This is a genomic window from Streptomyces sp. NPDC092296, assembly GCF_044755465.1.
Taxonomy (GTDB): domain Bacteria; phylum Actinomycetota; class Actinomycetes; order Streptomycetales; family Streptomycetaceae; genus Peterkaempfera.
In genome coordinates this window covers 220,805-244,796 of the sequence record NZ_JBIVRB010000007.1, presented here as the reverse complement: position 1 = coordinate 244,796, position 23,992 = coordinate 220,805, and the positions used below count along the sequence as shown (strand labels likewise).

Annotated in this window: 20 protein-coding genes and 3 tRNA genes; 5 read left to right on the top strand and 18 right to left on the bottom strand. The window is 75.0% G+C overall.

The window, feature by feature from the left end; genetic code table 11:
• Positions 1-16: 16 nt before the first annotated feature.
• The 4 genes from ACIQGZ_RS18915 to ACIQGZ_RS18900 form a co-directional block, all read right to left on the bottom strand.
• Positions 17-1,288 (bottom strand): sensor histidine kinase, encoded by a 1,272-nt coding sequence (locus ACIQGZ_RS18915; protein WP_402603090.1) that lies wholly within the window; start codon positions 1,286-1,288, stop codon positions 17-19.
• A 123-nt stretch (positions 1,289-1,411) separates the two neighbouring features.
• Positions 1,412-2,047, bottom strand: a complete 636-nt coding sequence (locus tag ACIQGZ_RS18910; RefSeq protein ID WP_402603088.1) for a hypothetical protein — start codon at positions 2,045-2,047, stop codon at positions 1,412-1,414.
• A 182-nt stretch (positions 2,048-2,229) separates the two neighbouring features.
• Positions 2,230-4,554, bottom strand: a complete 2,325-nt coding sequence (locus tag ACIQGZ_RS18905; protein ID WP_402603086.1) for a TOMM precursor leader peptide-binding protein — start codon at positions 4,552-4,554, stop codon at positions 2,230-2,232.
• The gene (locus ACIQGZ_RS18900; protein WP_402603084.1) at positions 4,551-4,958 is read right to left on the bottom strand and encodes a hypothetical protein; all 408 of its coding nucleotides are present in this window, start codon (positions 4,956-4,958) and stop codon (positions 4,551-4,553) included. The genes ACIQGZ_RS18905 and ACIQGZ_RS18900 overlap by 4 nt, the downstream gene beginning before the upstream one ends.
• Positions 4,959-5,214: 256 nt before the next feature.
• On the opposite strand from ACIQGZ_RS18900, the gene ACIQGZ_RS18895 reads away from it, so the two are divergent.
• Together ACIQGZ_RS18895 and ACIQGZ_RS18890 are read left to right on the top strand one after the other, a co-directional pair.
• Complete coding sequence (locus ACIQGZ_RS18895; RefSeq protein WP_402603082.1) at positions 5,215-6,045, top strand: BTAD domain-containing putative transcriptional regulator; 831 nt, start codon at positions 5,215-5,217, stop codon at positions 6,043-6,045.
• Between the two features lie 265 nt (positions 6,046-6,310).
• A complete protein-coding gene (locus tag ACIQGZ_RS18890; protein ID WP_402603080.1) occupies positions 6,311-7,822 on the top strand; it encodes a chitinase in 1,512 nt (503 codons plus the stop codon).
• 67 nt (positions 7,823-7,889) lie between these two features.
• On the opposite strand, the gene ACIQGZ_RS18885 is transcribed toward ACIQGZ_RS18890, so the two are convergent.
• The 3 genes from ACIQGZ_RS18885 to ACIQGZ_RS18875 form a co-directional block, all read right to left on the bottom strand.
• Positions 7,890-9,959 carry a putative bifunctional diguanylate cyclase/phosphodiesterase gene (locus ACIQGZ_RS18885; RefSeq protein WP_402603078.1) on the bottom strand — a complete coding sequence of 690 codons (2,070 nt, stop codon included), beginning with the start codon at positions 9,957-9,959 and terminating at the stop codon, positions 7,890-7,892.
• Positions 9,960-10,184: 225 nt separating this feature from the next.
• Positions 10,185-10,610 carry an OsmC family protein gene (locus ACIQGZ_RS18880; RefSeq protein ID WP_402603076.1) on the bottom strand — a complete coding sequence of 142 codons (426 nt, stop codon included), beginning with the start codon at positions 10,608-10,610 and terminating at the stop codon, positions 10,185-10,187.
• 91 nt (positions 10,611-10,701) lie between these two features.
• Positions 10,702-11,469: a VOC family protein gene (locus ACIQGZ_RS18875; protein WP_402603074.1), complete on the bottom strand. Its 768-nt coding sequence runs from the start codon at positions 11,467-11,469 to the stop codon at positions 10,702-10,704.
• Between the two features lie 311 nt (positions 11,470-11,780).
• Here ACIQGZ_RS18875 and ACIQGZ_RS18870 point away from each other — a divergent pair, with 311 nt between their 5' ends.
• On the top strand, positions 11,781-12,116 hold the full coding sequence (locus ACIQGZ_RS18870) for a chorismate mutase (protein WP_402603072.1): 336 nt from the start codon (positions 11,781-11,783) through the stop codon (positions 12,114-12,116).
• A 92-nt stretch (positions 12,117-12,208) separates the two neighbouring features.
• On the opposite strand, the gene ACIQGZ_RS18865 is transcribed toward ACIQGZ_RS18870, so the two are convergent.
• The 4 genes from ACIQGZ_RS18865 to ACIQGZ_RS18850 all read right to left on the bottom strand — a co-directional run bounded on the left by ACIQGZ_RS18865 (position 12,209) and on the right by ACIQGZ_RS18850 (position 15,165).
• Positions 12,209-12,997 (bottom strand): ParB/RepB/Spo0J family partition protein, encoded by a 789-nt coding sequence (locus ACIQGZ_RS18865; protein WP_402603070.1) that lies wholly within the window; start codon positions 12,995-12,997, stop codon positions 12,209-12,211.
• Positions 12,997-13,809 (bottom strand): ParA family protein, encoded by an 813-nt coding sequence (locus tag ACIQGZ_RS18860; RefSeq protein ID WP_402603068.1) that lies wholly within the window; start codon positions 13,807-13,809, stop codon positions 12,997-12,999. The genes ACIQGZ_RS18865 and ACIQGZ_RS18860 overlap by 1 nt, the downstream gene beginning before the upstream one ends.
• A 161-nt stretch (positions 13,810-13,970) precedes the next feature.
• Entirely contained in the window at positions 13,971-14,996 is a 1,026-nt protein-coding gene (locus ACIQGZ_RS18855) for an EamA family transporter (RefSeq protein WP_402603066.1), read from the bottom strand.
• 96 nt (positions 14,997-15,092) lie between these two features.
• Positions 15,093-15,165 (bottom strand) — tRNA-Lys (locus ACIQGZ_RS18850).
• A gap of 234 nt (positions 15,166-15,399) precedes the next feature.
• On the opposite strand from ACIQGZ_RS18850, the gene ACIQGZ_RS18845 reads away from it, so the two are divergent.
• Complete coding sequence (locus tag ACIQGZ_RS18845) at positions 15,400-16,461, top strand: nitrous oxide reductase family maturation protein NosD (protein WP_402603064.1); 1,062 nt, start codon at positions 15,400-15,402, stop codon at positions 16,459-16,461.
• 105 nt (positions 16,462-16,566) lie between these two features.
• On the opposite strand, the gene ACIQGZ_RS18840 is transcribed toward ACIQGZ_RS18845, so the two are convergent.
• Positions 16,567-16,639 (bottom strand) — tRNA-Lys (locus ACIQGZ_RS18840).
• A gap of 155 nt (positions 16,640-16,794) precedes the next feature.
• Here ACIQGZ_RS18840 and ACIQGZ_RS18835 point away from each other — a divergent pair.
• Positions 16,795-17,991 (top strand): acyl-CoA dehydrogenase family protein, encoded by a 1,197-nt coding sequence (locus ACIQGZ_RS18835; RefSeq protein WP_402603062.1) that lies wholly within the window; start codon positions 16,795-16,797, stop codon positions 17,989-17,991.
• Positions 17,992-18,089: 98 nt separating this feature from the next.
• Here ACIQGZ_RS18835 and ACIQGZ_RS18830 read toward each other — a convergent pair.
• From ACIQGZ_RS18830 to ACIQGZ_RS18805, 6 genes are all read right to left on the bottom strand, one after another.
• Positions 18,090-18,165: transfer RNA gene (locus ACIQGZ_RS18830), tRNA-Lys, on the bottom strand.
• A gap of 38 nt (positions 18,166-18,203) precedes the next feature.
• Positions 18,204-18,956: a bifunctional DNA primase/polymerase gene (locus ACIQGZ_RS18825; protein WP_402603061.1), complete on the bottom strand. Its 753-nt coding sequence runs from the start codon at positions 18,954-18,956 to the stop codon at positions 18,204-18,206.
• A gap of 104 nt (positions 18,957-19,060) precedes the next feature.
• The gene (locus ACIQGZ_RS18820) at positions 19,061-19,435 is read right to left on the bottom strand and encodes a hypothetical protein (protein WP_402603060.1); all 375 of its coding nucleotides are present in this window, start codon (positions 19,433-19,435) and stop codon (positions 19,061-19,063) included.
• Between the two features lie 204 nt (positions 19,436-19,639).
• The gene (locus ACIQGZ_RS18815; RefSeq protein WP_402603059.1) at positions 19,640-21,073 is read right to left on the bottom strand and encodes an AAA domain-containing protein; all 1,434 of its coding nucleotides are present in this window, start codon (positions 21,071-21,073) and stop codon (positions 19,640-19,642) included.
• Positions 21,064-22,662 (bottom strand): hypothetical protein, encoded by a 1,599-nt coding sequence (locus ACIQGZ_RS18810; RefSeq protein ID WP_402603058.1) that lies wholly within the window; start codon positions 22,660-22,662, stop codon positions 21,064-21,066. The genes ACIQGZ_RS18815 and ACIQGZ_RS18810 overlap by 10 nt, the downstream gene beginning before the upstream one ends.
• Complete coding sequence (locus tag ACIQGZ_RS18805) at positions 22,659-23,918, bottom strand: hypothetical protein (protein ID WP_402603056.1); 1,260 nt, start codon at positions 23,916-23,918, stop codon at positions 22,659-22,661. The genes ACIQGZ_RS18810 and ACIQGZ_RS18805 overlap by 4 nt, the downstream gene beginning before the upstream one ends.
• Positions 23,919-23,992 lie beyond the last annotated feature (74 nt).

Here is a 23,992-nt window from a genome sequence, read left to right as displayed (position 1 = left end):
GGCGGGTGGCTTCGGATCAGGCGGCGGCTGCGGAGTCCGCCGCCCGGCCGTGCTGCTTTCCGCTGTCCCGTACGCCGAGCTGGCCGGTCGGCCGCACCGGTGTCTCGGCGGTGAGCTGGAAGCGGCCGTCCTGGTCGACGCGGGCGCTGAGGGTGCCGCCGACGGCACCGAGGCGCAGCGCCAGATTGACGAGCCCGCTGCCGCTGTGCAGGTCGGCGTCGCGGTGTTCGGGCTGGACGCCGTCGTTGACGATGGTGAGGCGGACCAGGCCGTCGCGCTCGGCGGCCTCGATGGTGCAGTGGCGGACCTTGCTGTGGCGCAGCACATTGGTGACGCCCTCGCGCAGCACGGTGGCGAGGACGGTCTCCACCCGGGGGTCGAGGTCGCCGAAGTCCACCGTGACCACGGCGGTGACCTCGGCGGCGGTCAGCACCGAGCGGGCCGAGGCGCACTCCTGGGCGAGCGACATGTCGCGGTATCCGCTGGCGACCAGCCGTACGTCGGCCAGTGCCTGCCGGGAGATGTCGAGCACCGCCGTGACCTCGTCCGACGCCCGGTCGGGGTGGCTGTGCATGGTCCGGCGGATCAGCTCGGCCTTGAGGGTGATCGCGGAGAGGCTGTAGCCGAGCAGGTCGTGCAGGTCGCGGGCGAAGCGCAGCCGCTCGTTGGCCACCGCCATCCGGGCCAGCTCCTCCCGGGCGGCGTGGATCACGACCACCAGTTCGGCCAGCCGGGACAGTCCGTACACCACGACGCCGGTGAGCAGCGTGGACTCGCACAGGTAGACGGTGTTCAGCAGGTTCTGGCCGTCCAGCAGCGGGGCGAGCAGCATGCTCAGCCCGACGAGCGCGTACAGCGTCCAGCCGAGCCTGGCCGGCAGCAGCAGGAGCAGCGAACCGGCCAGGAAGCCCGCCATCGACCCCCACTCCCACTGGAAGGCGATCAGCGGAAGGTAGGTCAGCAGCGCCTGCACGCCGAGCGTCAGCGCCTTGCGCCGCCGGGGGGCCTGGTTGGCGCCGGGCGCGGAGTGGTGCAGCTGAAGCGCGAAGATGGCGGCGAGCGCCGCGACGGCGGCCGCGAACGGGCCGCCCGGCTGCCGCTCGCCGGCGATGTTGAGCAGGGTGATGAGCAGGAAGCAGCTCAGCGCGGCCACCGTGATGGCCCTGGCCAGCCTTGGGGCGGGGATGCCCTGACCGCTCTGCAGCTGGTCCCGGGCGGCCGAGTGGCGGGGGCCGTCGGGCTGGGTCTCAGCTCCGCCCGCAGTGCTCGTGCTGTCGGTCGTGGCCACCCTCGCCCCCCGGTCTCCTTCGTGGGCCCGTGTAGGTCCCGACCGGATCATAGGACAGCATGACAACAAATGGTGAAGATCAACATTAAACATCACTGTCATACCGGCGGGGCCGGCGCAGCGTCAGCACCCTTCGGTGACCGGCACCACCAGCCCCGCCGCCAGCAGATACACCAGCGCCGGCCCGCCGCCCGCGCAGCACCGGGCCGACTCCGGCCGGATCGGCCGCCGCAACACCCGGACCAGCTCTAACGCCTCCGCACGGTGCAGCACCACCTGGTACGACAATCCCGGTGCCTCCAGCAGCAGTTCACCGTCCGCCCGCCGCAGGCTGGTACGTCCGACCAACTGGACGCGGCCGCCCGTGGCCGGTGCCCCCAGCCGCAGCGCCGCCGCCGGGGCGGTCGGCACCACCGACAGCATCGGCTGACCGGTGTCCGGGACGGTGGGGGAGCGGACCACCACGTCCTGCAGCCGCTCCAGCACCGCCGCCACCCGGGCCCGGTCGGCGGGCGAGGCGGCCCCCGCCTCGCCGGGGCGGCCCAGGGCGTTCTGCAGCGAGATCGGCCCGAGCTCCATCCTGCGCAGCACCTCGCGCACCACCGGCCCCGGCTCCGGCAACTCCTGGTCGCCCCACGGCCCGCGGACCAGCACCGACCGCGCCGGCCGGTCGTACTCCACGGCCACGTCCACCCGGAAGGACCAGAGTTCGGCCGGCGCACTGCCGCCGCTCCGGGCATGTGATGTCACCTCAGCCACGGTGGGCTCCTTGCTCCTTGTCCGTCGTCGGCGGGTTCGTGGCCGGTGGTTCGTGGCGGTGGGTCATGGCTGTGGGGTCATGGCTGGAGGGTCACGGCCAGAGGGTTCGTGGGCGGAGGGTTCGTGGACGGAGGGTGCGCGGGTCGCGGGCCTGCGGGCGGTGGCCCGGTGCGCGGGCCGCGTCAGACGAACAGCGGGATCGGGTTGAGGTCCTCGTACCGGGTCGGCTCGGCCAGCCGCCCCAGCGCCACCGGTACGTCGAACAGCCGGCCCGGCGCGAAGCGCGCCCAGAAGTGCCGCAGCCCCGGGACGATCACCTTGACCACCGGCAGCCCGATGTCCGGGCGGGTCTGGTCCAGCACCAGCAGCTCCATGCCGTGCGCCGTCACCAGCCGGGTGATCTCCGCGACGTCGGCGGCCAGGTCGCCGCGCGGGGTGTACGCCCAGTCGGCGCGGGTCCGGACGGACTGCGCCGGGTCGGGCAGCAGATAGGGCTGGTTGGCGACGGTCGCCCGCGTCCACCAGGTGTACGGCTCCGGATCGGTGACCGTGTAGCCGGTGCCGTCCGGACGGGCCCGCGCGGCACCGGGCAGCAGCTGGCCCATCTCGGTCAGCGCCCGGCGCATCGCCACCGCCGGGTCGAAGTGGGCGCCGAAGCCGAACACCACGTCCTCGGCGGGCTTGTCGGTACGCCGGGACAGCGCCGCCACCACCGGAATGCCCAGGTCGGAGGTGAGGTCAAGCGCCCAGACCTCGCGGTTCGACCGGCGGTAGCCGGCCAGCATCGGGGCGAGCCAGGGCGCGTCGAACGAGCCCAGGTCCACGGCGGGCTGCCGGGTGCGGTTGTACCACCACAGCGCGACCGCGTCCCGCTCCACCAGCTCAAGGAACCCCTGGACCAGCGCGTCCTCCAGACTGCCGCCGGCCGCGTTGCCGTTGGAGTCGGCCCGCAGCCCGCAGGCCCCGCTCTCCCCGGCGTCGAAGTACAGCAGCGAGGTGGGCAGCAGCCGCTGCCGGTCGGCGGTGAGCGACCAGACCGGCGTCCAGTCCACCGGCGCCCGCTCGTCGAACGGCGCCGAGACGTACTGGAAGTGCGAGTGCACCGCGTTCCACCGGTCGCGGTCGCGGAACTGCCGCTCGCCGTACAGCTGGCAGTCGTTGGGATGCACCGCCGCCGCGCCCAGCTCCCGCAGGCTCGCCCGGAAGGTCGGCTCGTCGCCCTGCCGTGAGCCGCAGTACCGCTCGACCGCCTCGCCCAGCGCGCTCACCCTGGCCTCGTCGGCGGTCAGCCCCTTGCCGCCGCTCAGCGCCCGCAGCCCGGCCCGCAGCCCGGCCAGGGTGCCGGAGCCCACCGCCAGGTTCTGGCCGGAGAGGTAGCACTCGACGAACTCCGGCCCGCGCGGGTCCCGCCGCAGCTCCCGCACCACACCGGTCACCGGGCTCACCAGATGGCCGTACCGCTCCAGCATCTGCTGCGGCGTCAGCGCCCGGTGCCCATTGCCGTCGTGCGGCGCCTTCGGCCGGGAGACCGGCACCACCGGGGCGCCCACCCGGGCGGCGACCAGGCCCGGGTCACCGCAGCCGGCGCACTGCGGGCGGCGGACGACGCGGTGCGCCGTACTGCCCAGCTCCAGCGTGTCCAGGGTGCGCACCGACCCCTGGCCCTCGTACCGCAGACCCGCCAGCCACTTGGCCGCCTCCAGCACCGCCGCGTTCAGGCCCAGCGCCCGACCCGCCGCCAGCGACGCCTCCGGCAGTGGCACCGGCCCGTCCAGGCCGAGCGCGTGCTGCACCGGCCGCTCGGAGCGGCGGTGCCCGCGCAGCCGCTCCGCCAGGCAGTGCCAGCAGGCGCCCTCGCCGGGCCGGAAGACCGGGCCCACCCACGGCACGGCGCCGCCCGGCTTGGCCAGCAGCCACGGGCGGCCCGCCGCGCGGTGCTCGGCGTCCAGCGCGGCCAGCCGGGGGTCGAGGTAGTCGTCGCACAGCACCAGGGTCAGCGCGGTGCCCTCGGCGGACTCCCGCACCGCCAGGCCGGAGGCCCGGCAGGCGCCGCGCGCGGCCTCGGCGCCCGACTCCGCCCCACCCAGCGCCACCACCCGCACCGGGGCGCCGGCCACCTCGGCGGCGGCCCGGCCGCCGTCCAGCCCGGCCTGGTCCCAGTACGCCTCGGCGGCCGGGTCGGCGGGCCGGCCGGGCGTACGGCCCCTGACCAGCCCGGCGTCCGCGAGCCGGCGCAGCGCGGCGGCGGCCTCGGCGGCCGGCATCGAGCGCGCCGCCTGTTCGACCACCTCGGGCAGGGTGCGGGTGCCGTCCAGCAGGGGGAGCAGGGTCTCGGTGTGGTCGCCGTGCAGGGCGGTCACCCCACGACCGGACAGCAGGTAGACGGCCTCCCCCGGGACCACCGCGGCGCGCAGGTGGCGCTTGAAGCCCACAACCGGCGCCACGGCCCCGGCTCGCGCCCCCCTCGCCGCCGGCCCCGCCGTCTCCTGCTCCCCCGTCGCGGTCATGCGAGGAACCACCCGGCGGGCCGCACACCACTGGCGGCGGCCTGCTCGGCGGGGTCGGCCTGGGTACGCCAGCAGACGATCGGCGCGTCACCGGCCGGCGCCGCCAGATCCTCGATCACCAGCCCCCGCGCCTCGGGGCCACCGCTGCGCCAGCAGACGATGGACGGCGGGTCGGCGGGCGCGTCGAGGTCCTCGATCACCAGCGACCGCGCACCCGACCCGGCGGCCGCGCCCGGCAGCAGGCCCAGCCCGGCGAGGGCGGCGAACGGGTCCTCGCCGTAGCGGGCCGTCAGCTCCGGTTCGATCCCGGCCCGCGCGACCAACTCGGTGAAGCGCAGGTCCTGATCGATGCTCGCGGCGCGCTCCGTGCGGGCCGCTGCGGTGCGCTGCGCCGTGGTACCCATGGTCTCTCCCAAGTCCGGTGGCTCGCTCCGGTCGTCCCCGAGCCGACAGGCGGAATTCTTCGGTACGGGCCCCCACCCGCACAGTGCGGACATCACAAGTGGGGCATGAATTCTTCACGAACCGGCTCATGACTCCCTCACTGGCCCCCCGGCCGCCCCGGTGCCAGCCTCAGTGGGTGACCGACGGGACGGCCCGAGCCGGCAGCGCTCCGCGCGCCGGCGTCCCGCCGGTGCGCCGTGAAAGGGGAACCACGAAGTGGAGATCGCAGTCCTGGGACCGCTGGCGGCCCGGCAGTACCGCACATCGATCGTGCCCACCGCCGGAAAGCCCCGGCAGATCCTCGCACTGCTGGCGCTGCACGCCGGCCGCCTGGTGACGGTTCCCACCCTGATGGAGGAGGTCTGGGGCGGCGCCGACCTGCCGCGCAGCGCCGCCACCACGCTCCAGACCTACATCCTGCAACTGCGCCGCAAGATCACGGCGGCACTGGCCGGCGAGGACCCGGCCTCCGGTGCGCTCTGCGCCAAGGAAGTGCTCGCCACCGGGCACGGCGGCTACCGGCTGGACGTGCCGGCCGACGCGGTGGACGTCCGGGAGTTCGAACGGCTCGCCGCCCAGGGCCGCACCGCCCATGAGGTGGGGGACTACCAGGTCGCCTCGGCGCTGCTGGCTCGGGCGCTGGAGATGTGGCGCGGGCCGGCCCTGGTGGACGTACGGGTCGGGCCGGTCCTCGGGCTGGAGGTGCTGCGGCTGGAGGAGCTGCGGATGAGCGTGCTGGAGCGGCGGATCGACGCCGACCTGCACCTCGGCCGGCATGCGGAGCTGCTGGGCGAGCTGCACGTCCTGACGGTCCGGCACCCGATGCAGGAGAACCTCTGCGCGCAGCTGATGCTGGCCCACTACCGCGCCGGGAGCGCCTGGCGGGCGCTGGACGCCTACCAGCGGCTGCGCGGCGCGCTGGTGGAGCGGCTCGGGATCGAGCCGTCGGCCCGGTTGCAGCAGCTCCAGCAGGCGATCCTGGCGGGCGAACCCCGGCTGGACCCGCCGACCGCCGGTGGCTCCGCGCTGACCCGGCTCGCGGTGTAGCGGGCGGCTCCCCTCCGGTCGGACGACCGGTGGTCCGCTGGCGAGACGGGGCTTCCGACGGGGCATCGGTGCAGGTCAGGGGCTTTTGCGGCCCTCGGGGGCGGTCAAGGTGGGCCGGAATTGGTCCAGGTAAAAGGTCTAGTCCAATACCTTGACGTGCACCCGACTCGCGGCCACGCTGGGTGCCCGGAACCCGCCGGCGCTCCTCCCTCCAGGAGCGCCGAGTACGGCGCGTCCCTCCCTCTCCCCCCACGAGGAGGCACCTGTGCCGCGCACTCCGCGCACCCCGCAGACCCCTGTCCACCGGCGCCCCCGCCGGCTCGGCAGGGCCACCGCCGTCACCGCCGCCGCCGCCCTCGCCGCCGGTGGCCTGCTGGCCGCCGTCGAGAGCGGCGCCGCCCAGGCGTCCACCAGCGCACCCGCCGCCGCGCAGGCGTCCCTCGGCAGCAACTGGTACGCCGCCGCGCCCTATCTGATGCCGCTGGACAACGACCCGCCCAGCGCCACCGAGATCATGTCCGCCAGCGGCCTGAAGGCGTTCCAGCTGGCCTTCATCCTGGCGCCGAACGGCGGCGGCTGCTCGCCGACCTGGGACGGCACCGCCGCCGTCTCCGCCGACACCCAGGTGGCCGGGCTGATCAGCGCCATCCGCGCGGCGGGCGGCGATGTGTCGGTCTCCATCGGCGGCTACGGCGGCACCAAGCTCGGCCAGGCATGCAGCACCCCGGAGGCCACCGCCGCCGCATACCAGCAGGTCATCGACAAGTACCAGCTCAAGGCGATCGACTTCGACCTTGAGGAGCCGGAGTACGAGAACACCGCCGCCATCCACAACGAGATCGGCGCGGCCAAGATCCTCCAGACCAGGAACGCCGGGCTCTATGTCTCGGTCACCACCGCCGGCACCGCCGATGGCACCGGCTGGTTCGGCAAGCAGATGCTGAACGAGGCCAAGTCGCAGGGCTTCACGCCCGCCAACTTCTCCATCATGCCCTTCGACGGCGGCTTCAACGGCGCCGCGGCGCAGATCAGCGCACTGGAGAACTTCAACGGCGTACTGCGCTCCACCTTCGGCTGGGACGCCGCCACCGCGTACGCCCACGAGGGCGTCTCGATGATGAACGGCCGCAGCGACACCGGCGAGATGTTCCTCCAGTCGGACTTCCAGCAGGTGCTGGACTACGCCACCTCGCACAAGCTGGCCCGCTACACCTTCTGGTCGCTCAACCGCGACCGGCAGTGCACCCCGGCGGACAACAACGGCAAGACCTCCGGTACGTGCAGCAGCGTGCCGCAGGCGCCCTGGGACTTCGCCAAGTTCTCGGTGCGGTTCGCCGGCGCCACCCCGCCCACCGGCGGCGGCACCGGCGGCTCGACCAGCGGCTCGACCAGCGGCTCGACCGGCGGCACCACCACCCCGCCGCCGACCGGCTGCACGGCCGCCGCGTGGAACAGCGGCACCGCCTACAGCGGTGGCGCGGTGGTCTCGTACAACGGGCACAACTGGACCGCCAAGTGGTGGACCCAGGGCGAGACCCCGGGCAGCGCCTCCTCCGGCGTCTGGACGGACAACGGCGCCTGCACCGGTGGTACGGGCACCGGCGGCACGACCGGCGGCGGCAGCTGCACCGTGCCCGCGTGGAACAGCGGCACCGCCTACAGCGGTGGCGCGGTGGTCTCGTACAACGGCCACAAGTGGACCGCCAAGTGGTGGACCCAGGGCGAGACCCCGGGCAGCGCCTCCTCCGGCGTCTGGACGGACAGCGGAACCTGCTGAACCGGCGCCGGACACGGCGGCGGCCCGGGGCGGCGACCCCGGGCCGCCGCTCGGCGGGCGGGCCGCCTCAGCGGGGGTCCGCCGGGCCGCCGGCCGGCCAGGGGCCCTCGCGCAGCATCCGGACCACCCGGTGCGGCGGCCCTGGCCGGGCGAAGTACCAGCCCTGGGCGGTGTCGCAGCCGGTGGCGCGCAGCCGCTCGGCCTGCACGGCGCTCTCGATGCCCTCGGCGGTCACCGTGAGGCCCAGCGCGTGCGCGAGGCGGACCATGGCGCTGACGATCTTCTCGTCCGCGTCCCGCCGGGTGCCGCCCGGGTCGCGGAACCCCTCCACGAAGGTGCCGTCCAGCTTGAGCACATGCACCGGCAGCCGGGAGAGGTACGCCAGGTTGGAGTAGCCGGTGCCGAAGTCGTCGATGGCGATCCGCACCCCCATGTCGGCCAGCGCCTGGAGGGCCTGGAGCGGCCGCCCGGCCGGGCCCATCACCGCGCTCTCGGTCAGCTCCAGCTGGAGCAGCCGGGCCGGCAGCCCGGTGCGGTCCAGCACCTCGGCCACGTCCGCCACCACATCGGAGTCCCACACCTGGCGCACCGCCAGGTTGACGCTGACGAACACCCCCGCCGCCGGGAACTCGTCCAGCCAGTGCCGGGCCTGCCGGCAGGACTCCTCCAGCACCCACTTGCCCAGCGGGACGATCGCGCCGGTCTCCTCGGCCAGCGGGATGAAGCGGTCCGGCGACAGCGTCCCGAACCTCGGGTGCCGCCAGCGCACCAGCGCCTCGGCGCCGTGCACCCGGCCGTCCGCCAGCCCCACCAGCGGCTGGAACTCCACCGCGAACTCGCCCCGCTCCAGGGCCGGGCGCAGCGCGGTGGCCAGCAGCTGGCGGGTCATCTGGTGTGCGCCCCGGTCCGGGTCGTACAGCGTCCAGCGGGCCCGGCCGTCGGCCTTGGACCAGTACAGGGTGGCGTCGGCGTCCTTCACCAGCTCGGTGGGTGTGGTGCCGCGCACCGGGCGCTCCACCACCCCGATGCTGGCGGTCACCGCGAGCCGGTGCCCGGCCACGTCGAAGGGCTGGTCGAGGACCCGCAGCAGTTCCTCGGCCAACCCGGTGAGCTGGTCGTCGCCCTCGCTGTCCGGCACCAGCAGCGCGAACTCGTCACCGCCGAGCCGCGCCACCAGCCGGCCGCCGCCCCGGGCGAACCGCTGCTCCAGCCGGGCGGCGACGGCCACCAGCAGCTCGTCCCCGATGTGGTGGCCCAGGGTGTCGTTGACGGCGGCGAAGCCGTCCAGGTCGACGTAGCACAGGCCGACCCGGCGGCGGGCGGCGGCGGGCGCCTCGCAGGCGGCGGCCAGCCGCTCGAAGAAGTACGAGCGGTTCGGCAGCCTGGTCAGCGGGTCGTGCAGCGACTGGTACTGCAACCGGTCGCCCAGTCGGCGCTGCTCGGTGACGTCCTCGACCATGGCCAGGGTGTAGAGCGGATTGCCGTCGCCGTCCCGGATCAGCGAGACGGTGATGTTGGTCCACACCGTGTGGCCGTCGCGGTGCTTGAGCTGCTTCTCGATCCGCAGCCGGTCGCGGTCGCCGGCCACCAGCTCCCGGTAGAGGCGGCGGGCGCGCTCCTCCGGGTCGATGAACTGGTGGATGTGCTTGCGGACCAGCTCGGAGACGTCCAGTCCGACCATGGCGGCCAGCGCCGGATTGGCCTCGATGACGCAGTCGTCGGCGTCGACCAGGGCCATGCCGATGCCCGCGTCCGCGAAGGCGGCGCGGAACCGCGACTCACCGGCCCGCAGGGCGTCCCGCAGCCGCTCGGTGACGCCGGGCAGCGGGGTCTCGCAGGAGGGGCAGACGATGTCGTCGGCCGGATCGTGCCCGGCGGGCGCCGGGTGCGGTGCCGTCGGCGCGGGGACGGGAGGCGTGGGGACGGGAGGCGCGGGATCGGCGGAGATGCGGCCCGCCGGGAGCTGGTCGGCCGGGAGCTGGGCCGCACGGAGTTGGTCCGCCGGGAGGGCGGCCGGTGGTGGTCCGGCGGCCGGGCGGTCTGCGCCCTGCTGGGCATCGGAGCCGTCGTACATATCGGTCCCGTCGTGCGCTTCGGCCCCCTGGTGTGCGTCGGCCCCCTCGAACCGGCCCCGCACGGCATGCTCCCGTCCGCTGCTACGCCTCACGGCGCGGGAGTGCCGGGCGGCTGTCCGGCCCGGTGGATCTGACCCGCGTACCTTTCGGATCATAGGTCGCCCGCTGATCCGGGAGCCATCGAACGCGGGGCGATTCGCCAGGATTCGCAGTGATTCGCGCCGCCCGCGGCGCGTCCCGCCATCCCCAGCGCGCGCTGTAGGGCGCGCGCCGGGGGGCGTACGGCGTCAGGCCAGCCGGGCCGTCAGGGTGATGGTGGTGCCGGACAGCGCCTGGCTGACCGGGCAGTTCGCCTTGGCGTCCTCGGCGGCCTTGACGAAGCCCGCCTCGTCCAGCCCGGACACCACGCCGGTGACGGTGAGGTGGATGCCGGTGATGCCGGAGCCCGGCTGGAAGGTGACCTCGGCCTGGGTCTCCAGGCTGGTCGGCGGGGTGCCCGCCCCGGACAGGCCGTGCGACAGCGCCATCGAGAAGCACGCCGAGTGGGCGCCCGCGATCAGCTCCTCCGGGCTGGTCTTCCCATTGGGCGTCTCCGCGCGGGCGGGCCAGGAGACCGGGAACTCGCCGATCCCGGAGGACGCGAAGGTCACCTCCCCCTTGCCGTCCAGCAGATTGCCTTCCCAGGCCGTGCGCGCGGTGCGAGTGGTTGCCACGATCGGTTCCTCCTGTGCTGGGGATGTGGGCCGGGGCCCGGTCTCGTTGCGGTTCCCACCCTATGTCCGGGGCGCCGCGATCCCGTCGACCTCAGGGGAGTTGGCAGAGCGTCAGCCGGGCCCCCGCCGGGTCGACCACCGGCGCCATCCGGCCGTGCGGCGAGTCGAACGGCTCGCGCACCAGCCGCCCGCCCAGCTGCTGCGCCTGCGCGGCGGCGGCGTCGGCGTCCGGCACGGCGAAGTACACCGACCAGTACGGCTGCCGCACAGCGGTCCGGTAGCGGCCGCAGACCGGCATGTCGTTGCTGCCCGGCACCTTCCACGTCGTGTAGTCGAACTCCGTGCCGTCACCGATCTGCTGCTGGATGTACGGGAACAGCTCGCGGTAGAAGGCGTCCGCGGTCGCGCCGTCCGGCGTGTTCAGCTCGTGCCAGCACATCGCCCCCGGCTCCGCGACCAGCGCGGAGCCCTTGTGCGCCCCCGGCTGCCACAGCCCGAAGGACGCCCCGGTCGGGTCGAACGCGAACGCCATCCACCCCGCGCCGGGCACCTCGTGCGGCCCGAGGGCCGAGCTGCCGCCCGCGTCCGCGATCCGGTCGTGGACCGCTTTCAGGTCCGAGGTGGCCAGATAGACGTTCCACAGCGGCGGCAGCTCCCCCGCGCCCTCCGGTGGCCGCATCAGCGCCGCCACCGGCTGCCCGCCGCTCAGGCACATGGTGTAGTGCCCGAACTCGGCGCCCTGGTCCTGGAACTCCCACCCCAGGATCGGGCGGTAGAAGTCCTGCGCGGCGGCCAGGTCGGGGGTGGTCAGGTCGACCCAGCAGGGTGCGCCGTCCGGGTACGAGTCGCGTGGGGGCATGCCGTGTCTTCCTCGCTGTTACGGGGTCGCTGCCACGGTCCTCCGCGCCTCGGGGAGGGACCGTGCTCCGCAGAGCCCGCGGACGTTCCGCGAGCCCAGAATCCGGCCGCCGCGCACCGCCCGCAACCGCTCGGCGGCCGACCGGGCGCCGCCACCGGACCGGGCCCGCGACCCGGCGGCGGCCGCGACCTGCCCACAGTGCGGACAACGGCCCGCCGAAGGCGGGCCCCGGGGGCTTCCCCTGTTACTGTGGGCGTTCGCCCAACGCCCCCGGAACCGGCTCGGAGCAGCCCAGATTCGGAGCAGCCCAGATGACGGACCAGCCCCAGATCGACGCCGACCGCCCGCTCGACCGGGTCGACGACGAGGTCCGCGCCGAGCTGACCAGGCTCCGGGAGAGCATCGACAACATCGACGCGGCCGTGGTCCACATGCTGGCCGAGCGCTTCAAGTGCACCCAGCAGGTCGGCCGGCTCAAGGCCCGGCACAAGCTGCCGCCGGCCGACCCGAGCCGTGAGCGCGACCAGATCGAGCGGCTGCGGGACCTCGCCGCCGGTGCCCATCTGGACCCGGTCTTCGCGGAGAAGTTCCTCAACTTCATCATCGCCGAGGTCATCCGCCACCACGAGGCCATCGCCCGCTCCTGACCCCCCCGGGCCGCCGCACCCGGCCCGCCCCGGCCGGCTTGTGCGCCGGAGCCGGGGCCCGGTGTGGTCCGGACCCCGGCGGCCGCCGGCCGTCAGTCCGTGGAGAGCAGCACGATCAGGCGGTCCAGCAGCCGGGGCGCGAGATGGCGCCGCAGGGCGGCGGCGATGTTCTCCGGGGTGTCCAGGGTGATTACGGCGTAATCACCGCGCTGCTGCGGCGGCGCCGGTGCGGCGGCCGGTCGGCGGGTGCGCTGCGCCGGGGTGGGCAGGGTCTGCCGGTCGGCCGGGAGTCGGGCGATGCGCCGGGCGTCCTCCACGCCGAGGGTGCCCGCCGCCAGCGCCTGCTGGAGCTCGGGCCGCAGCCGCAGCAGGGTGAGGCGCTGGGAGACGAACCCCTGCGACTTCCCCAGCCGGGCGGCCAGCTCCCGCTGCGAATAGCCGTAGGCGTCGACCAGGCCCTGGATGGCGCGGGCCTGCTCCAGCTCGGTGAGGTCGTCCCGCTGGACGTTCTCGATCAGCGCGTCCTCGCCGGAGCGGCCCGCGTCCGGCCGTACGTGCACCGGCACCTCGGTCAGCCCGGCCAGCCGGGCGGCGGCCAGCCGCCGGTGGCCGTGCAGCACCACGTACGGGGCGTCGCCCACGGCGTCGCGGTGCTGGGGGTGGTCGGTGAGGAATGCCTCCCGGGTGACCACGCCCAGCGGCTGGAGCACCCCGCGCTCCCGCAGCGTGTCGGCGAGGCCGTCGAGTTCGCGCAGCTCGGAGCGCGGGTTCTCCGGGTTCGCCGCCAGGTCGGTGAGCGGCAGCACCGCCGGGTGCCGGGCCGCCGTGGCGGCGGGCGAGCCCGGGGTGAGCAGGGTGGCCAGGTCGGTACGCCGTCCCATCACGCCACCCCCGCCCGCCCGGCCGCCTTCCGCCGCCGCCCCGGCCGCCCGCCCTGCGGGCCGACCCGGGCCGCGTCCACCGGCGCGGCCGGTGCGGGCACGGCCGCGCCGAGGCCGACCTCCAGGGCGAGCCGGAAGAAGTCCTCCCTGGCCTGGAGGGCGACCCGGTTGCCGCCGTACTGGGTGACCACCAGCCCGTCGGCGGACGCCCGGGTGTGCAGCTTGTAGTGCCGCACCACGGTACGGGCAATCGGCCAGCCCTGGGCCAGCACGAACGCCTGGGTCTGCTCCAGGTCGGCCCGGCCGTCGCGCGGGTCCCAGTTGTTGACCACCACCCGGAACGGCAGTCCGCGCGGCTTGACCACCCGCTCCACCGTCCGCTGGGTGGGCTCGAAGCCGAGCGGCTCCGGCTCGATGGGCACGATCACGTCGTCGGCGTGGTCGAGCACGGCCCGCAGCGCCTCGGCGGCGGGGCCGCTGCCCAACGGGCAGTCCCCGGGCCGGGCGCGGCCGGAGAGGTCCAGCCAGCCGGGGGTGTCCACGAAGACATGCCGGGCGGACGGGATGCGGTGCAGCGAGGCGAGCCCGGCCGGGTCGTCGTGCGCCTGGACGAAGTCGAAGGGCAGCCCGTCACCGACCCGCTCCGACCACCACACGGCGGAGCCCTGCGGGTCGATGGAGACCGCGACGACGGGCGGCTCCTCGCCCGGCGCCCGGCCGAGGACATCGGCGGTGACGGCGGCGAGGTTGACGGTGAGGGTGGACTTCCCCACGCCGCCCTTCTGGTTGAGGATCACATGCACATGGGCCATGGACCGTTCCTGGATTCTCTCGAATCGGACATTCAGGATGTATGGCCACTGTGACAGTGCGATCGGCGTACAGCCCGCACCCGTGCCCGGTGTCGCGCGGACGACCACCGCCGAAGCCGCCACGCCGAAGCCGCCACGCCGAACCCGTCATGCCGAACCCGCTATTCCGAGCCCGCCGCCGCCCCCGTACCGTCCGGCTGCCCGCCGCCGACCGCCGCCGCTGCGGGAACCGGCGGCTCCGCCGACGGCGGTGCGCCCGGCGTCGAGGTCTGCGCGATGAACGCGCCCGCCAGCATCATCACCCCGCCCGCCACCTGCGCCCCCGCCAAGTGCTCGCCCAGCAGCACCCAGGCGGCGACCGTCGCCACGACCGCCTCCAGATACGACACCACCCCCGCCACCGGCGGCGACAGCCGCCGCACCGCCACCACCCCGGTCAGATAGGCCAGCACCGTCGCCACCAGCACCACCCAGGCCACCAGCAGCGCGGCCGGCACCCGGGCGTCGCCCATCGCCACCCGCTGGGCCAGCACCGGCCAGTGCATCTCCCACGGCCGGGCCACCGCGGTCAGCACCACCGCGCCCACCAGCAGCCCGTAGGAGCACACCGCCATCGGGTCCACCGGTTCGCGGCCGCCGCCACGGGCGTCCGCCAGTACGAAGTACCCCACCTGGCAGCAGGCCGCCCCCAGCGCCAGCACCACCCCGACCGGGTCGAACCCCACCCCCGACCAGAGCTGCACCACACAGGCCAGACCCGCCACCGCCAGCACCGCGCCGCACACCGCCGCCCGGGTCACCGGCCGACGCTGCACGAACTTCACCCAGCCGAGCAGCAGCGGCGGCCCCAGGTATTCGATCAGCAGCGCCACCCCCACCGGGATGCGCGAGATCGACGCGTAGTAGCACGCCTGGACGCCCGCCACCGCCAGCAGCCCGAAGCCCACCAGCAGTCCGGGCCGCAGTCGCACGGCGCTGCGGTGCCGCACCGCCAGCGGCAGCAGCACCAGCGCCGCGCCCGCCACCCGCAGCCAGACCACATGCAGCGGATCGAGCCCGGCGGAGATCAGCGGCTTGGCCGCCGGACCCGAGCCGCCGAAGGCGCACGCCGACACCAGAGCGAGGGTCAGCGCCGGTCCCCGGCCGGAGTGCGACGCGGCATCGCCGCGAGTCTGTGAGCTACGCATCGGGTCATTCTCGCAGCGGGCCGATCGCCCGAGACGACTCAGGCCCTCCCATCTCGGATGGGAGGGCCTGAAGCCACCGGCTGTGAGCCGGACAGGTGCGCCGCCAGGGACTCGAACCCCGAACCCGCTGGTTAAGAGCCAGCTGCTCTGCCAGTTGAGCTAGCGGCGCTCGCTGACGGCCGAAACTCTACCGCATCCGGGCACCGCCTCCGCGCCGGGTGGTCCGTCCGGAGCCCGGCCCGCGACGCGCCGTCAGACTCCGCCACCCGGCCGTCACTCACTGCACCCAGGGAGTGACAATGCGTGCGGGTGGCCGTTGGCCTGCATAGCTTCGTGCCGGTGCGGGCGTCCGGCCCGCAGCCGGACACCGGGTCGCCACCGCAGGGGAAGCAGGTCACCACCGATGCGCCTACGTCAGCTCAAGTACCTCGCCGGCACCGCCGGTCTCAGCCTGCTCACCCTGGGCGGCGCCATCGCGCCGACCAGCGCGGCGACGGTGCATGTCGTCCCGGTGGGCGGGTCGATCCAGCAGGTGGTCGATCAGGCGCGGCCCGGCGACACCGTCTTCATCCCGGCCGGGGTCTACCGGGGCAGCGTCCAGGTGCGGACCGACCGGCTGACCATCGCCGGCGCCGGCGCCGACACCCGGATCGAACCCGGCGCCGACGCCGCCACCAGCCCCTGCGCCGCCCAGGGCCACGGCATCTGCGTCGCGGGCACCGCCGCGCACCCGCTGGTCGGGGTGCGCATCGTGTCGCTGGACGTCTCCGGCTTCACCAAGGACGGCCTGATGGCCACCTGGACCGACCGGCTGTCCGTACGCGGCGTCATCGCCCGGGGCAACGGCGAGCACGGCATCCGCCAGGACCGCTCGGTGCGCGGCGACTTCCGGGGCAACATCGCCGAGGGCAACGCCGAGACCGGCATCTTCCTCGCCAACACGGTGACCGAGGAGGGCGGCGCCACCGACGCGCAGGGCGCGCAGGTCACCGGCAACCGCGTCGCGGGCAACCGCATCGGCATCACCGTACGGCGGCTGCAGAACCTCACGGTCGAGCGCAACATCGTCACCGGCAACTGCGGCGGCGTCTTCGTGGTGGGCGACGAGGGCATCCCCCGGGCGGGCAAGCTCACCGTGCGCGGCAACCGGGTGACCGAGAACAACCGGTACTGCGCCGCCAGCAACCGACTGCCCGTCATCCAGGGCGCCGGCATCGTGCTCACCGGTGTGGAGGAGGCCCACGTCACCGACAACGAGGTACGGGACAACAAGGGCGAGTCGACGATGTCCGGCGGCATCGTGCTCTTCCCGAGCTTCGCCGGGGTCGCCAACTCCCGCAATGTCGTCACCGGCAACACCGTGCGGGGCAACCAGCCCGCCGACCTCGCGGACCGGGACAAGGGCACCGGCAATGTCTTCACGGCCAACCAGTGCGCCGTCTCGCTGCCGGCCGGGCGCTGCTGACGGCCGCACCGCCGCCACATTGCTGCCACACCGCTGCCGGACCCGGGTACGACCGAGGGCCTTCCCCCGTAGGAGGAAGGCCCTCGCCGGGCTTTCGCCCGAAGGTGCGCCGCCAGGGACTCGAACCCCGAACCCGCTGGTTAAGAGCCAGCTGCTCTGCCAGTTGAGCTAGCGGCGCCCGCTGACGCGAAGACTCTACCCGCCGATGCGCCGATCACCCAATCGGCCCCCGCGGCCGGGGCTCGACGGGCGGCCGCCGACCTGCGAGCGTGTCCCCCGGACCCTCCGGGCCGGCCCGCCGGCCCGCCACCGCACCCACCCCAGGAGCCGCCGATGAGCGCCCCCGCCACCCCGCCGCCCCCCTTCGACCCGCGCGACCCGCTCGGCGTGGACGACCTGCTGGACGCCGAGGAGCGCGCCGTCCGGGACACCGTCCGCCGCTGGTGCGCCGACCGGGTCGCACCGCACATCGCCGACTGGTACGAGCGCGGCGAAGTGCCCGACATCCGCGGCCTGGCCCGGGAGCTGGGCGCACTGGGCGCGCTCGGCATGCACCTGACGGGCCATGGCTGCGCCGGGGCGTCCGCCGTCCAGTACGGCCTGGCCTGCCTGGAGCTGGAGGCGTGCGACTCCGGCATCCGCTCGCTGGTCTCCGTACAGGGGTCGCTCGCCATGTACGCGATCCACCGCTGGGGCTCGGAGGAGCAGAAGCAGCAGTGGCTGCCCCCGATGGCGGCCGGCGAGGTGATCGGCTGCTTCGGCCTCACCGAGCCGGACCACGGCTCCGACCCGGCCGCCATGCGCACCCGGGCCAGGCGGGAGGCGGGCGGTGACTGGGTGCTCGACGGCCGCAAGATGTGGATCACCAATGGCTCGGTGGCCGGGGTCGCCGTGGTCTGGGCGCAGACCGACGCCGGAGTGCGCGGCTTCCTGGTCCCGGCCGGCACACCCGGCTTCGCCGCGCCAGAGATCCGGCACAAGGCGTCGCTGCGGGCCTCGGTCACCAGCGAACTGCTGCTGGACGGCGTACGGTTGCCGGCCGACGCGGTGCTGCCCGGCGTCACCGGGCTGCGCGGCCCGCTGAGCTGTCTGGGCCAGGCCCGGTACGGCATCGTCTGGGGCGCGGTGGGGGCGGCGCGCAGCTGCTTCCAGGCGGCGCTGGACTACGCGGGCACCCGGGAGCAGTTCGGCCGGCCGATCGGCGGCTTCCAGCTCACCCAGGCCAAGCTGGCCGACATGTCCGTGGAGCTGGAGAAGGCGCTGCTGCTGGCGCTGCACCTGGGCCGCCGGATGGACGCCGGGCGGCTGCGCGCCGAGCAGGTCAGCTACGGCAAGCTCAACAACGTACGGGAGGCGATGGGGATCGCCCGCACCGCGCGCACGATCCTGGGCGCCAACGGGATCAGCCATGAGTACCCGGTGATGCGGCACGCCGCCAACCTGGAGTCGGTGCTGACCTATGAGGGCACCGTGGAGATGCACCAGCTGATCGTGGGCAAGGCGCTCACCGGGCTGGACGCCTTCCACTGACACCTGGGCCGCCGGGCTGCCTGGCCTGCCTGCGCTGTCGGGGGCTGGATACGCCGAAGGGCGTCCTCCCGGATGGGAGGACGCCCTTCGGATTCTGCTGGTGCGCCGCCAGGGACTCGAACCCCGAACCCGCTGGTTAAGAGCCAGCTGCTCTGCCAGTTGAGCTAGCGGCGCTCACTGACACCGAAACTTTAGCAGCCGGGTCGGCCGGATCAGAAATCGGTTTGTCCGGCGTGGCGACGCTGACCTTCGACGGCCCGCAGCCGGGGCGGCCAGGGGTGGTCGGGCCGCCGGAGAGCGGTGACACGGGGAGCGGTCACAGCGGTCGACGGGAGCGCCGGGAGTGCCGGGAGCGGCGGGAGCGGCGGTGCTTGCGGGAGCGCCGGGGCCGGCGGGAGGGCGGCCCGGGGCGCGGGCCGCGCGGCGCCCGGGGCGTGCGCGGCGCGTACGCAGGCGCGGAGCAGCGCGGGGGCGTCGGGCAGCCACGGGTCGCGGCGGTCCGGGGCGACGATCCAGCGGCCCGCCCCTGCTCCCGTACCCGCCCCTGCTCCCGCCCCGGGCCGCCCGGTGCCGTCGACCGGCCGCTGGACGGGCGGCACGGTGATCGTGTCGCCCAGGCCGTGGCAGAGCACCACCGGCCTGGCGGGTCCCCACTCCTCCCAGGCCGGCAGCGGTCGCAGCCGCTCGGCGGTGCCGACGGCGGCGAACAGCAGGATGCGGCCCCGGCCGGCGGCCACCGGCCCGCACCCCGGGCCGGACCGCCACAGCGCCTCGAGCACCCGTCGCCCCGGCAGGTCGGGCAGGCTGACCACGTCGAACGCCCGCCCGCAGGGGAGTTGTACCGGAGCCCAGGGGCGCGACTGCAACAGGGCCCGCACACTGCGCGGGTACTCGCTCGCGGACGCCAGCCATGCCTCTCCGGCCACGGTCACGTACTCGACGGATTCATAGGTCCAGATGTCCACGGAGAGCAGATCTACCGGCCGGGCCGAAACGGTGCCGCCGAAAGCGCCGTTCGCCGGACGGCACCGCCCCGCACGGCGTATCCTCCGCGCCCCCCGTGAGCCGGTCAGTCGGCGGTGCGCCGCTGCTTCTGCAAGCCGCGCCCGTACTCGACCATCTTGGCCGCGTAGTCCGGCGTCCAGTCGGCGCGGGCCGCGATCTCGGCGGTGCTCAGCGCGTCGAAGCGGCGCGGATCGGCCAGCTCGGCGGCGGCCACCGCCTGGAAGTCGGTGGCCTGCTCGGCCGCCGCGCGGAACGCCAGTGCCAGTTCGGTGGACCGGCGCAGCAGCTCCCGGGGGTCGTCGATCGACTCCAGGTCGAAGAAGTGCTCGGTCTCGGCATCGTCCGCCCGCGGTTCGAAGAGCAGCGGAGCGGGCCGGAACCGCCGGGCGGCGGAACCTCCGCTCTCCGAAGAGCGCTGCCGGTGGGCCGGGTCGGACATGAGCACCTCCACGAGGGGACAAGAGGTCGAAGCGGGCAGCGCGAACACACACGTCAGCGGCCGAACCACCGGGTGGTGCTGCTTCCGGCGTCGGCCGCGGCCCATTGTCGCGCCAGGGCGACGGCTAGCGGAACAGCCTGCCCCACGGTGGTATTCCGCGCCGTGGCCCGACGTATGCGCCGCCACCCCCGGCAGCCGGTCCGCTCATCCCATACGTACCCGGTGCTCGGCCAGCAGTGCCAGCACCGCGTGGTTGGCCTCCCAACCGTCCGGGAACTTCACGCTCACCCCCAGCTGGACGGGCTCGGTGGACGGGTGCTCGTCCAGCAGTTCGGTGATGCCCGCGCGGGCGACCACGATGCAGGCGTGCCGGTGCCGGGAGGCCAGCACACACAGCCGCCCGGTCTCCAGGTGGAAGGCGGTGGCGTCCGGCCGGCCGGAGAGCGGGTGCAGCACCACCGTCACGTCGTACTCGCGGCCCTGGAGCCGGTTGGCGGTGTCCACCGTCACGGCGGGGCCGTGCTCGCCGTCCACCGGCACCCCCAGGCCGGTCAGCGCGGCGCGGACGGCGGCGGCCTGGTCGCGGTGGGCGGTGCCGACCGCGATCCGGTCGGCGGTGACGGCTGAGGTGCCGCGCTCGGAGACGGCGGCCGGCCCCCGGTCCAGCAGGCGGCGCACCGTCCGCGCGACGGCGTGCACGGCCTCGGGGTCGGTCCGTACGGTGTGCCGGGCGGGCAGCTCCAGCAGGCCCCAGCCCGACTCGGCGGCCTCGTCGATCACCGCGTCCACCGGGCCGCCGTCGGCCGGGGTGCCCGGGATGAGCCGGCGGTCCCCCTCGCCGGTGCCGGAGCGGAACGGCGTGAACGGGTAGAAGGCGCGGGAGACCAGGCCCGCCGCCGAGTACGGCAGCCGCCAGGAGACCGGCAGATTGTGCGGGCGAATGCCCGGATTGTGGTCCAGCAGGGCCGTCACCGCGCTGCGCGACGGGTCCCAGGACAGGCCCGCCCACTGCTCGGTGCCGACCACGGTGAACGGGTCCAGCTGGCCCGGGTCGCCGACGAAGAGGGCGCGCTCGAAGAGCCGGGCGACGGCCAGCAGCGCGTCGGAGCGCATCTGGTACGCCTCGTCGACGATCGCGTGCCGCCATGGGTCGACGTCCTTGACCCACTGCCACTTGGCGGCGGTGGAGACCACCACCTCCTGCTCGACCAGGTCACCGATCCGGGCCGAGGCGAGCACGCCCGGGTGGCGCAGCGCCTCCGGGGCGGGCCTGCCGTCGCTGCTGTGCAGCCGGCCGATGCGCAGGTCGGGGGCGCTCTCCGCGAGCCGGTCCACCAGGTCGTCCACCTGGCTGTTGGTCTGCGCGACCACCATCAGCCGCTCACCGGCGGCCACCAGCTCCCGGGCGGCCCGCACCACCAGGGTGGACTTGCCGGCGCCGGGCGGGGAGTCGACCACCACGCCGCGCTCGGCGCCGGAGAGCACCGCATGCAGGATCTCCGCCGTGACCCGGGTGGCGGCCTCGCCGGGGGACGGCTGCGCGGCGTTCCCCGGCGGGGGCGTCCCAGGGGAGGGCGTCACAGAGGAGGGAGTCACAGGGGAGGGCGTCACAGGGTTCACGGGGGTGGCTACTCCCATTCCTCGTCGGCGGCGCTGCCGTCCGGGCCGGTGCTGCGGGCCGCGGTGGCGGCCGTGGGCGGGCCGCCGTGCGTCCAGGGGGTGTCCTCGGCGTCCGGCAGCGGCGCCGCCTGCCGGACGCTCAGCTCGAACAGGGTGAAGCAGACCCGCTCGCCCGGCTCGGGCACGCTCCCCGGCTCCGGCTCCTTGCGGCGGCCCATCCCGGAGGTGAGGCGGACGGTGAGCGTCCCGGCCGCCGGGTCGGCGGCGACGACCTCGCCCTTCTGGGCGGTCGGGCCACCGGCCCGGTGCACCTCGCGGCCGAGATCGGCGTGCGGCCGGTCGGCGGTGCGCACGGTCAGCAGCGGGCGCGGCTTGGGGGAGCGCCCGGAGGTGTCGTACGCGGGCTCCACCTCCACCACGACCCCGGCGAACGCCTCCCCGGCGAGCCGGTGCTCGGCCATCGCCAGCGGATCGTCCAGCGCCTCCTGCAACTCCAGCTTGGCCTGTTCACGCTCGCGCTGCGCCAGCTTGCGCGCGGCGGTCACCGCGTCGTCGTGCTTGGGCTGCGGCGGCTCCCCGGCGGCCAGGCGGTCGCGGTGGCCGGTGTACGACCAGCGGTCGCTCTCCCAGCGCTCGGCCGCATGGGCGGCCGGCGGCAGGGCGCGCAGCAGGTCGATGCCCTGCCAGACCTGGTCCCAGGTGGGGCGCAGCACGCCGGCGAGCAGCCGGTGCAGCTCCTCGGCGGCGCGCCCGCCGTGCCGCTCGGCCCGCGCGTCACCCGGGTGGGCGCGCAGGGCCGCGCGGGCGGCGTCATGGCGGGTGATCGCGGGGTGCAGCAGCTTCTCGTCGAACCGGGGGTCGGTCGCCGGGCCGGCGGGCGGGCAGCGCAGCTGGCCCCGCTCATCGCGGGCGGTCTCGGCCAGCAGCGCCGCCTCCGCGCCGCTCAGCCCGGGTGGCGGCGCGATCCAGGAGAGCTGGGCGCCCAGGTGCTGGTCCTCCAGACTGCTCTGGCCGGTGGCCCAGTGGCGGCCCAGCAGCGCGGTCATGGCGAGCAGCAGCGCCGAACCGGGCACCTCGGAGCGCTCGCGCAGATGGGTGAGCCAGCGGCCCAGCAGCGGCACCCGGGACGGCACCGGGTACGGACCGGCGTCCGCGTCGTCGGCGGTGCGCCGGAAGCGGGTGGAGCGGCCGAGCAGGCCCAGGTAGTGGATGCCCGCCGTGTTGGGCACGATCAGCTGCGGGGCGTCGGCGCACAGCTCGCGCAGCACGGGGGTCTTCTCGCCGGTCTGCGGGTCCTTCTCGGTGCCCTCGATCTGCTCGACGTCCGCGCCGTAGCTCTCCAGGTGGGGGAGGAGGTCGGCGGCGAGCGCGGCCAGGAAGGCGAACCGTTGGTCGCGGTCGAGTGGCTGGAGGACGACATGCAGGCGTGGGGCGTCGCGGTCGGTGCCGAGCATGGCGGCGAGCGGCGCGCCGGCCTCGCCGGCGGCGGTGAGCGGGACGAGCACCATGGGGCGGTCGGAGAGGTGGCGGTGTCTGACGGTGGCCAGCGGTTCGGCCCGGCCGGACCGGACGGCCTCCAGGCGGGCCAGGGTGGTGAGCAGGCTCATGCGCCGGTGGCCTCCTCGGTGCGGGCTGCGGCGTGCGCTCCGGCGGCGGCCTCGGCCAGGGCTTCGGCGCGCAGGGTGGCGGCGCGGGCGAGGCGGGCGGCGGCTTCGTCCGGGGCAAGGCCGGGGTCGGGGTCGGGGGCGGCGTCGGGGGCGGTCGGTGTGGCGGCGGTGAGGGCGGCGGGGACGGTGCGGATGCTGCCCAGCTCGCCCCGGACACTGCGGCCCAGCTGCTCGACCGCGCCGGCGCAGCGGGCCTCCTGCCGGCAGTGGAAGCCCAGCTCGCAGGCGGAGAGGCAGTCGGGGGCGTAGGCGGCGGGCACGGCGGCCACCGAATCGCCCAGCTGCTCGGCGGAGCGGGCCGGATTGCCGTCCTCGTCCGTCGAGACGTCGAAGCCCGCGTCGGCGGGCAGGGCGTCGAGGAGCTGGTCGATCCCGGCCATCCGCTGGAGCTGGCGGCGGGTGACCGCCATCTCGCGGCGGACGTCCACCGCGGCTGCGGTCGGGCGGTTGGAGAAGTCCTTGGGGCAGACCAGCAGCACGGTGTGGTCGGGGGCGGCGGCCAGACCCTCGGGGACCGCGTACGGATCGGCGTCCGGCTTGATGCCGGCCAGGTCGGCGGCGGTCTCGCGCAGGGCCAGCACGTAGACGGCCGTCTGGCGGGCGGCGGCCCCGACCTTGGCCGGGTCGGCGGCGCCGTCCAGGATCGGGAAGGACTTGATCTCCACGACCGTCCAGCGGCCGTCGGGCCGCACGACGACCGCGTCCGGCTCCAGGTAGGCGGGGGAGCCGGCCACGTCCAGCCGGAGCATCGGATGGTCGAGCAGCGTCCAGCGGCCGGGGCCGGCGGTGGCCTCGGCCAGCGCCTGCCGGGTGCGCTCGGTCCGTACGGCGTTGCCCGCACGGGGGAGCAGATCGGGGGTCGCGACCTCGGCCGCGCGGGCCTCGGGGAGGCCCAGGTGGCGGTGGAGCAGGAGCAGCAGCTCGGCGTACGAGTCCGCCTTGACCCGGGATTCGAAGACATGGCCGCGCGCGATGGCGAACGGCGACTGGCCGAATGGCGCGGGGCTGCCGAGCCGGTCCGCGAGGGCGGCCTTGTCCACCCCGGCGGCGTCCAGCAGGGCACGGCGGCGGCAGCCGGGGTTGGCGGCGAGGGCGGCGAGGGCGCGGGCGTCGAGGCTGCGCTGCGGGGCGGGGCCGCGCAGCCTGGCGAGCCGCCGCGCGGGCGGCTCTGCGGGGCCGGGGAGCGAGACGTTCATGGTGCGCGCCAGTCTTGCACCCGCCACTGACAACCGGGCCATGTCGCCCCGGACACCCCGCCGCGAGGCGTCGG

Excerpts from the sequence above, each read along its gene's own strand:
- ACIQGZ_RS18875 (WP_402603074.1), bottom strand. The coding sequence starts at position 11,469 with ATGCCCCCACGCGACTCGTACCCGGACGGCGCACCCTGCTGGGTCGAC.
- ACIQGZ_RS18810 (WP_402603058.1), bottom strand. The coding sequence starts at position 22,662 with ATGAGCCTGCTCACCACCCTGGCCCGCCTGGAGGCCGTCCGGTCCGGC.
- ACIQGZ_RS18835 (WP_402603062.1), top strand. The coding sequence starts at position 16,795 with ATGAGCGCCCCCGCCACCCCGCCGCCCCCCTTCGACCCGCGCGACCCG.
- ACIQGZ_RS18845 (WP_402603064.1), top strand. The coding sequence starts at position 15,400 with ATGCGCCTACGTCAGCTCAAGTACCTCGCCGGCACCGCCGGTCTCAGC.
- ACIQGZ_RS18905 (WP_402603086.1), bottom strand. The coding sequence starts at position 4,554 with ATGACCGCGACGGGGGAGCAGGAGACGGCGGGGCCGGCGGCGAGGGGG.
- ACIQGZ_RS18820 (WP_402603060.1), bottom strand. The coding sequence starts at position 19,435 with ATGTCCGACCCGGCCCACCGGCAGCGCTCTTCGGAGAGCGGAGGTTCC.
- ACIQGZ_RS18860 (WP_402603068.1), bottom strand. The coding sequence starts at position 13,809 with ATGGCCCATGTGCATGTGATCCTCAACCAGAAGGGCGGCGTGGGGAAG.
- ACIQGZ_RS18870 (WP_402603072.1), top strand. The coding sequence starts at position 11,781 with ATGACGGACCAGCCCCAGATCGACGCCGACCGCCCGCTCGACCGGGTC.
- ACIQGZ_RS18815 (WP_402603059.1), bottom strand. The coding sequence starts at position 21,073 with ATGGGAGTAGCCACCCCCGTGAACCCTGTGACGCCCTCCCCTGTGACT.
- ACIQGZ_RS18805 (WP_402603056.1), bottom strand. The coding sequence starts at position 23,918 with ATGAACGTCTCGCTCCCCGGCCCCGCAGAGCCGCCCGCGCGGCGGCTC.
- ACIQGZ_RS18865 (WP_402603070.1), bottom strand. The coding sequence starts at position 12,997 with ATGGGACGGCGTACCGACCTGGCCACCCTGCTCACCCCGGGCTCGCCC.
- ACIQGZ_RS18900 (WP_402603084.1), bottom strand. The coding sequence starts at position 4,958 with ATGGGTACCACGGCGCAGCGCACCGCAGCGGCCCGCACGGAGCGCGCC.
- ACIQGZ_RS18855 (WP_402603066.1), bottom strand. The coding sequence starts at position 14,996 with ATGCGTAGCTCACAGACTCGCGGCGATGCCGCGTCGCACTCCGGCCGG.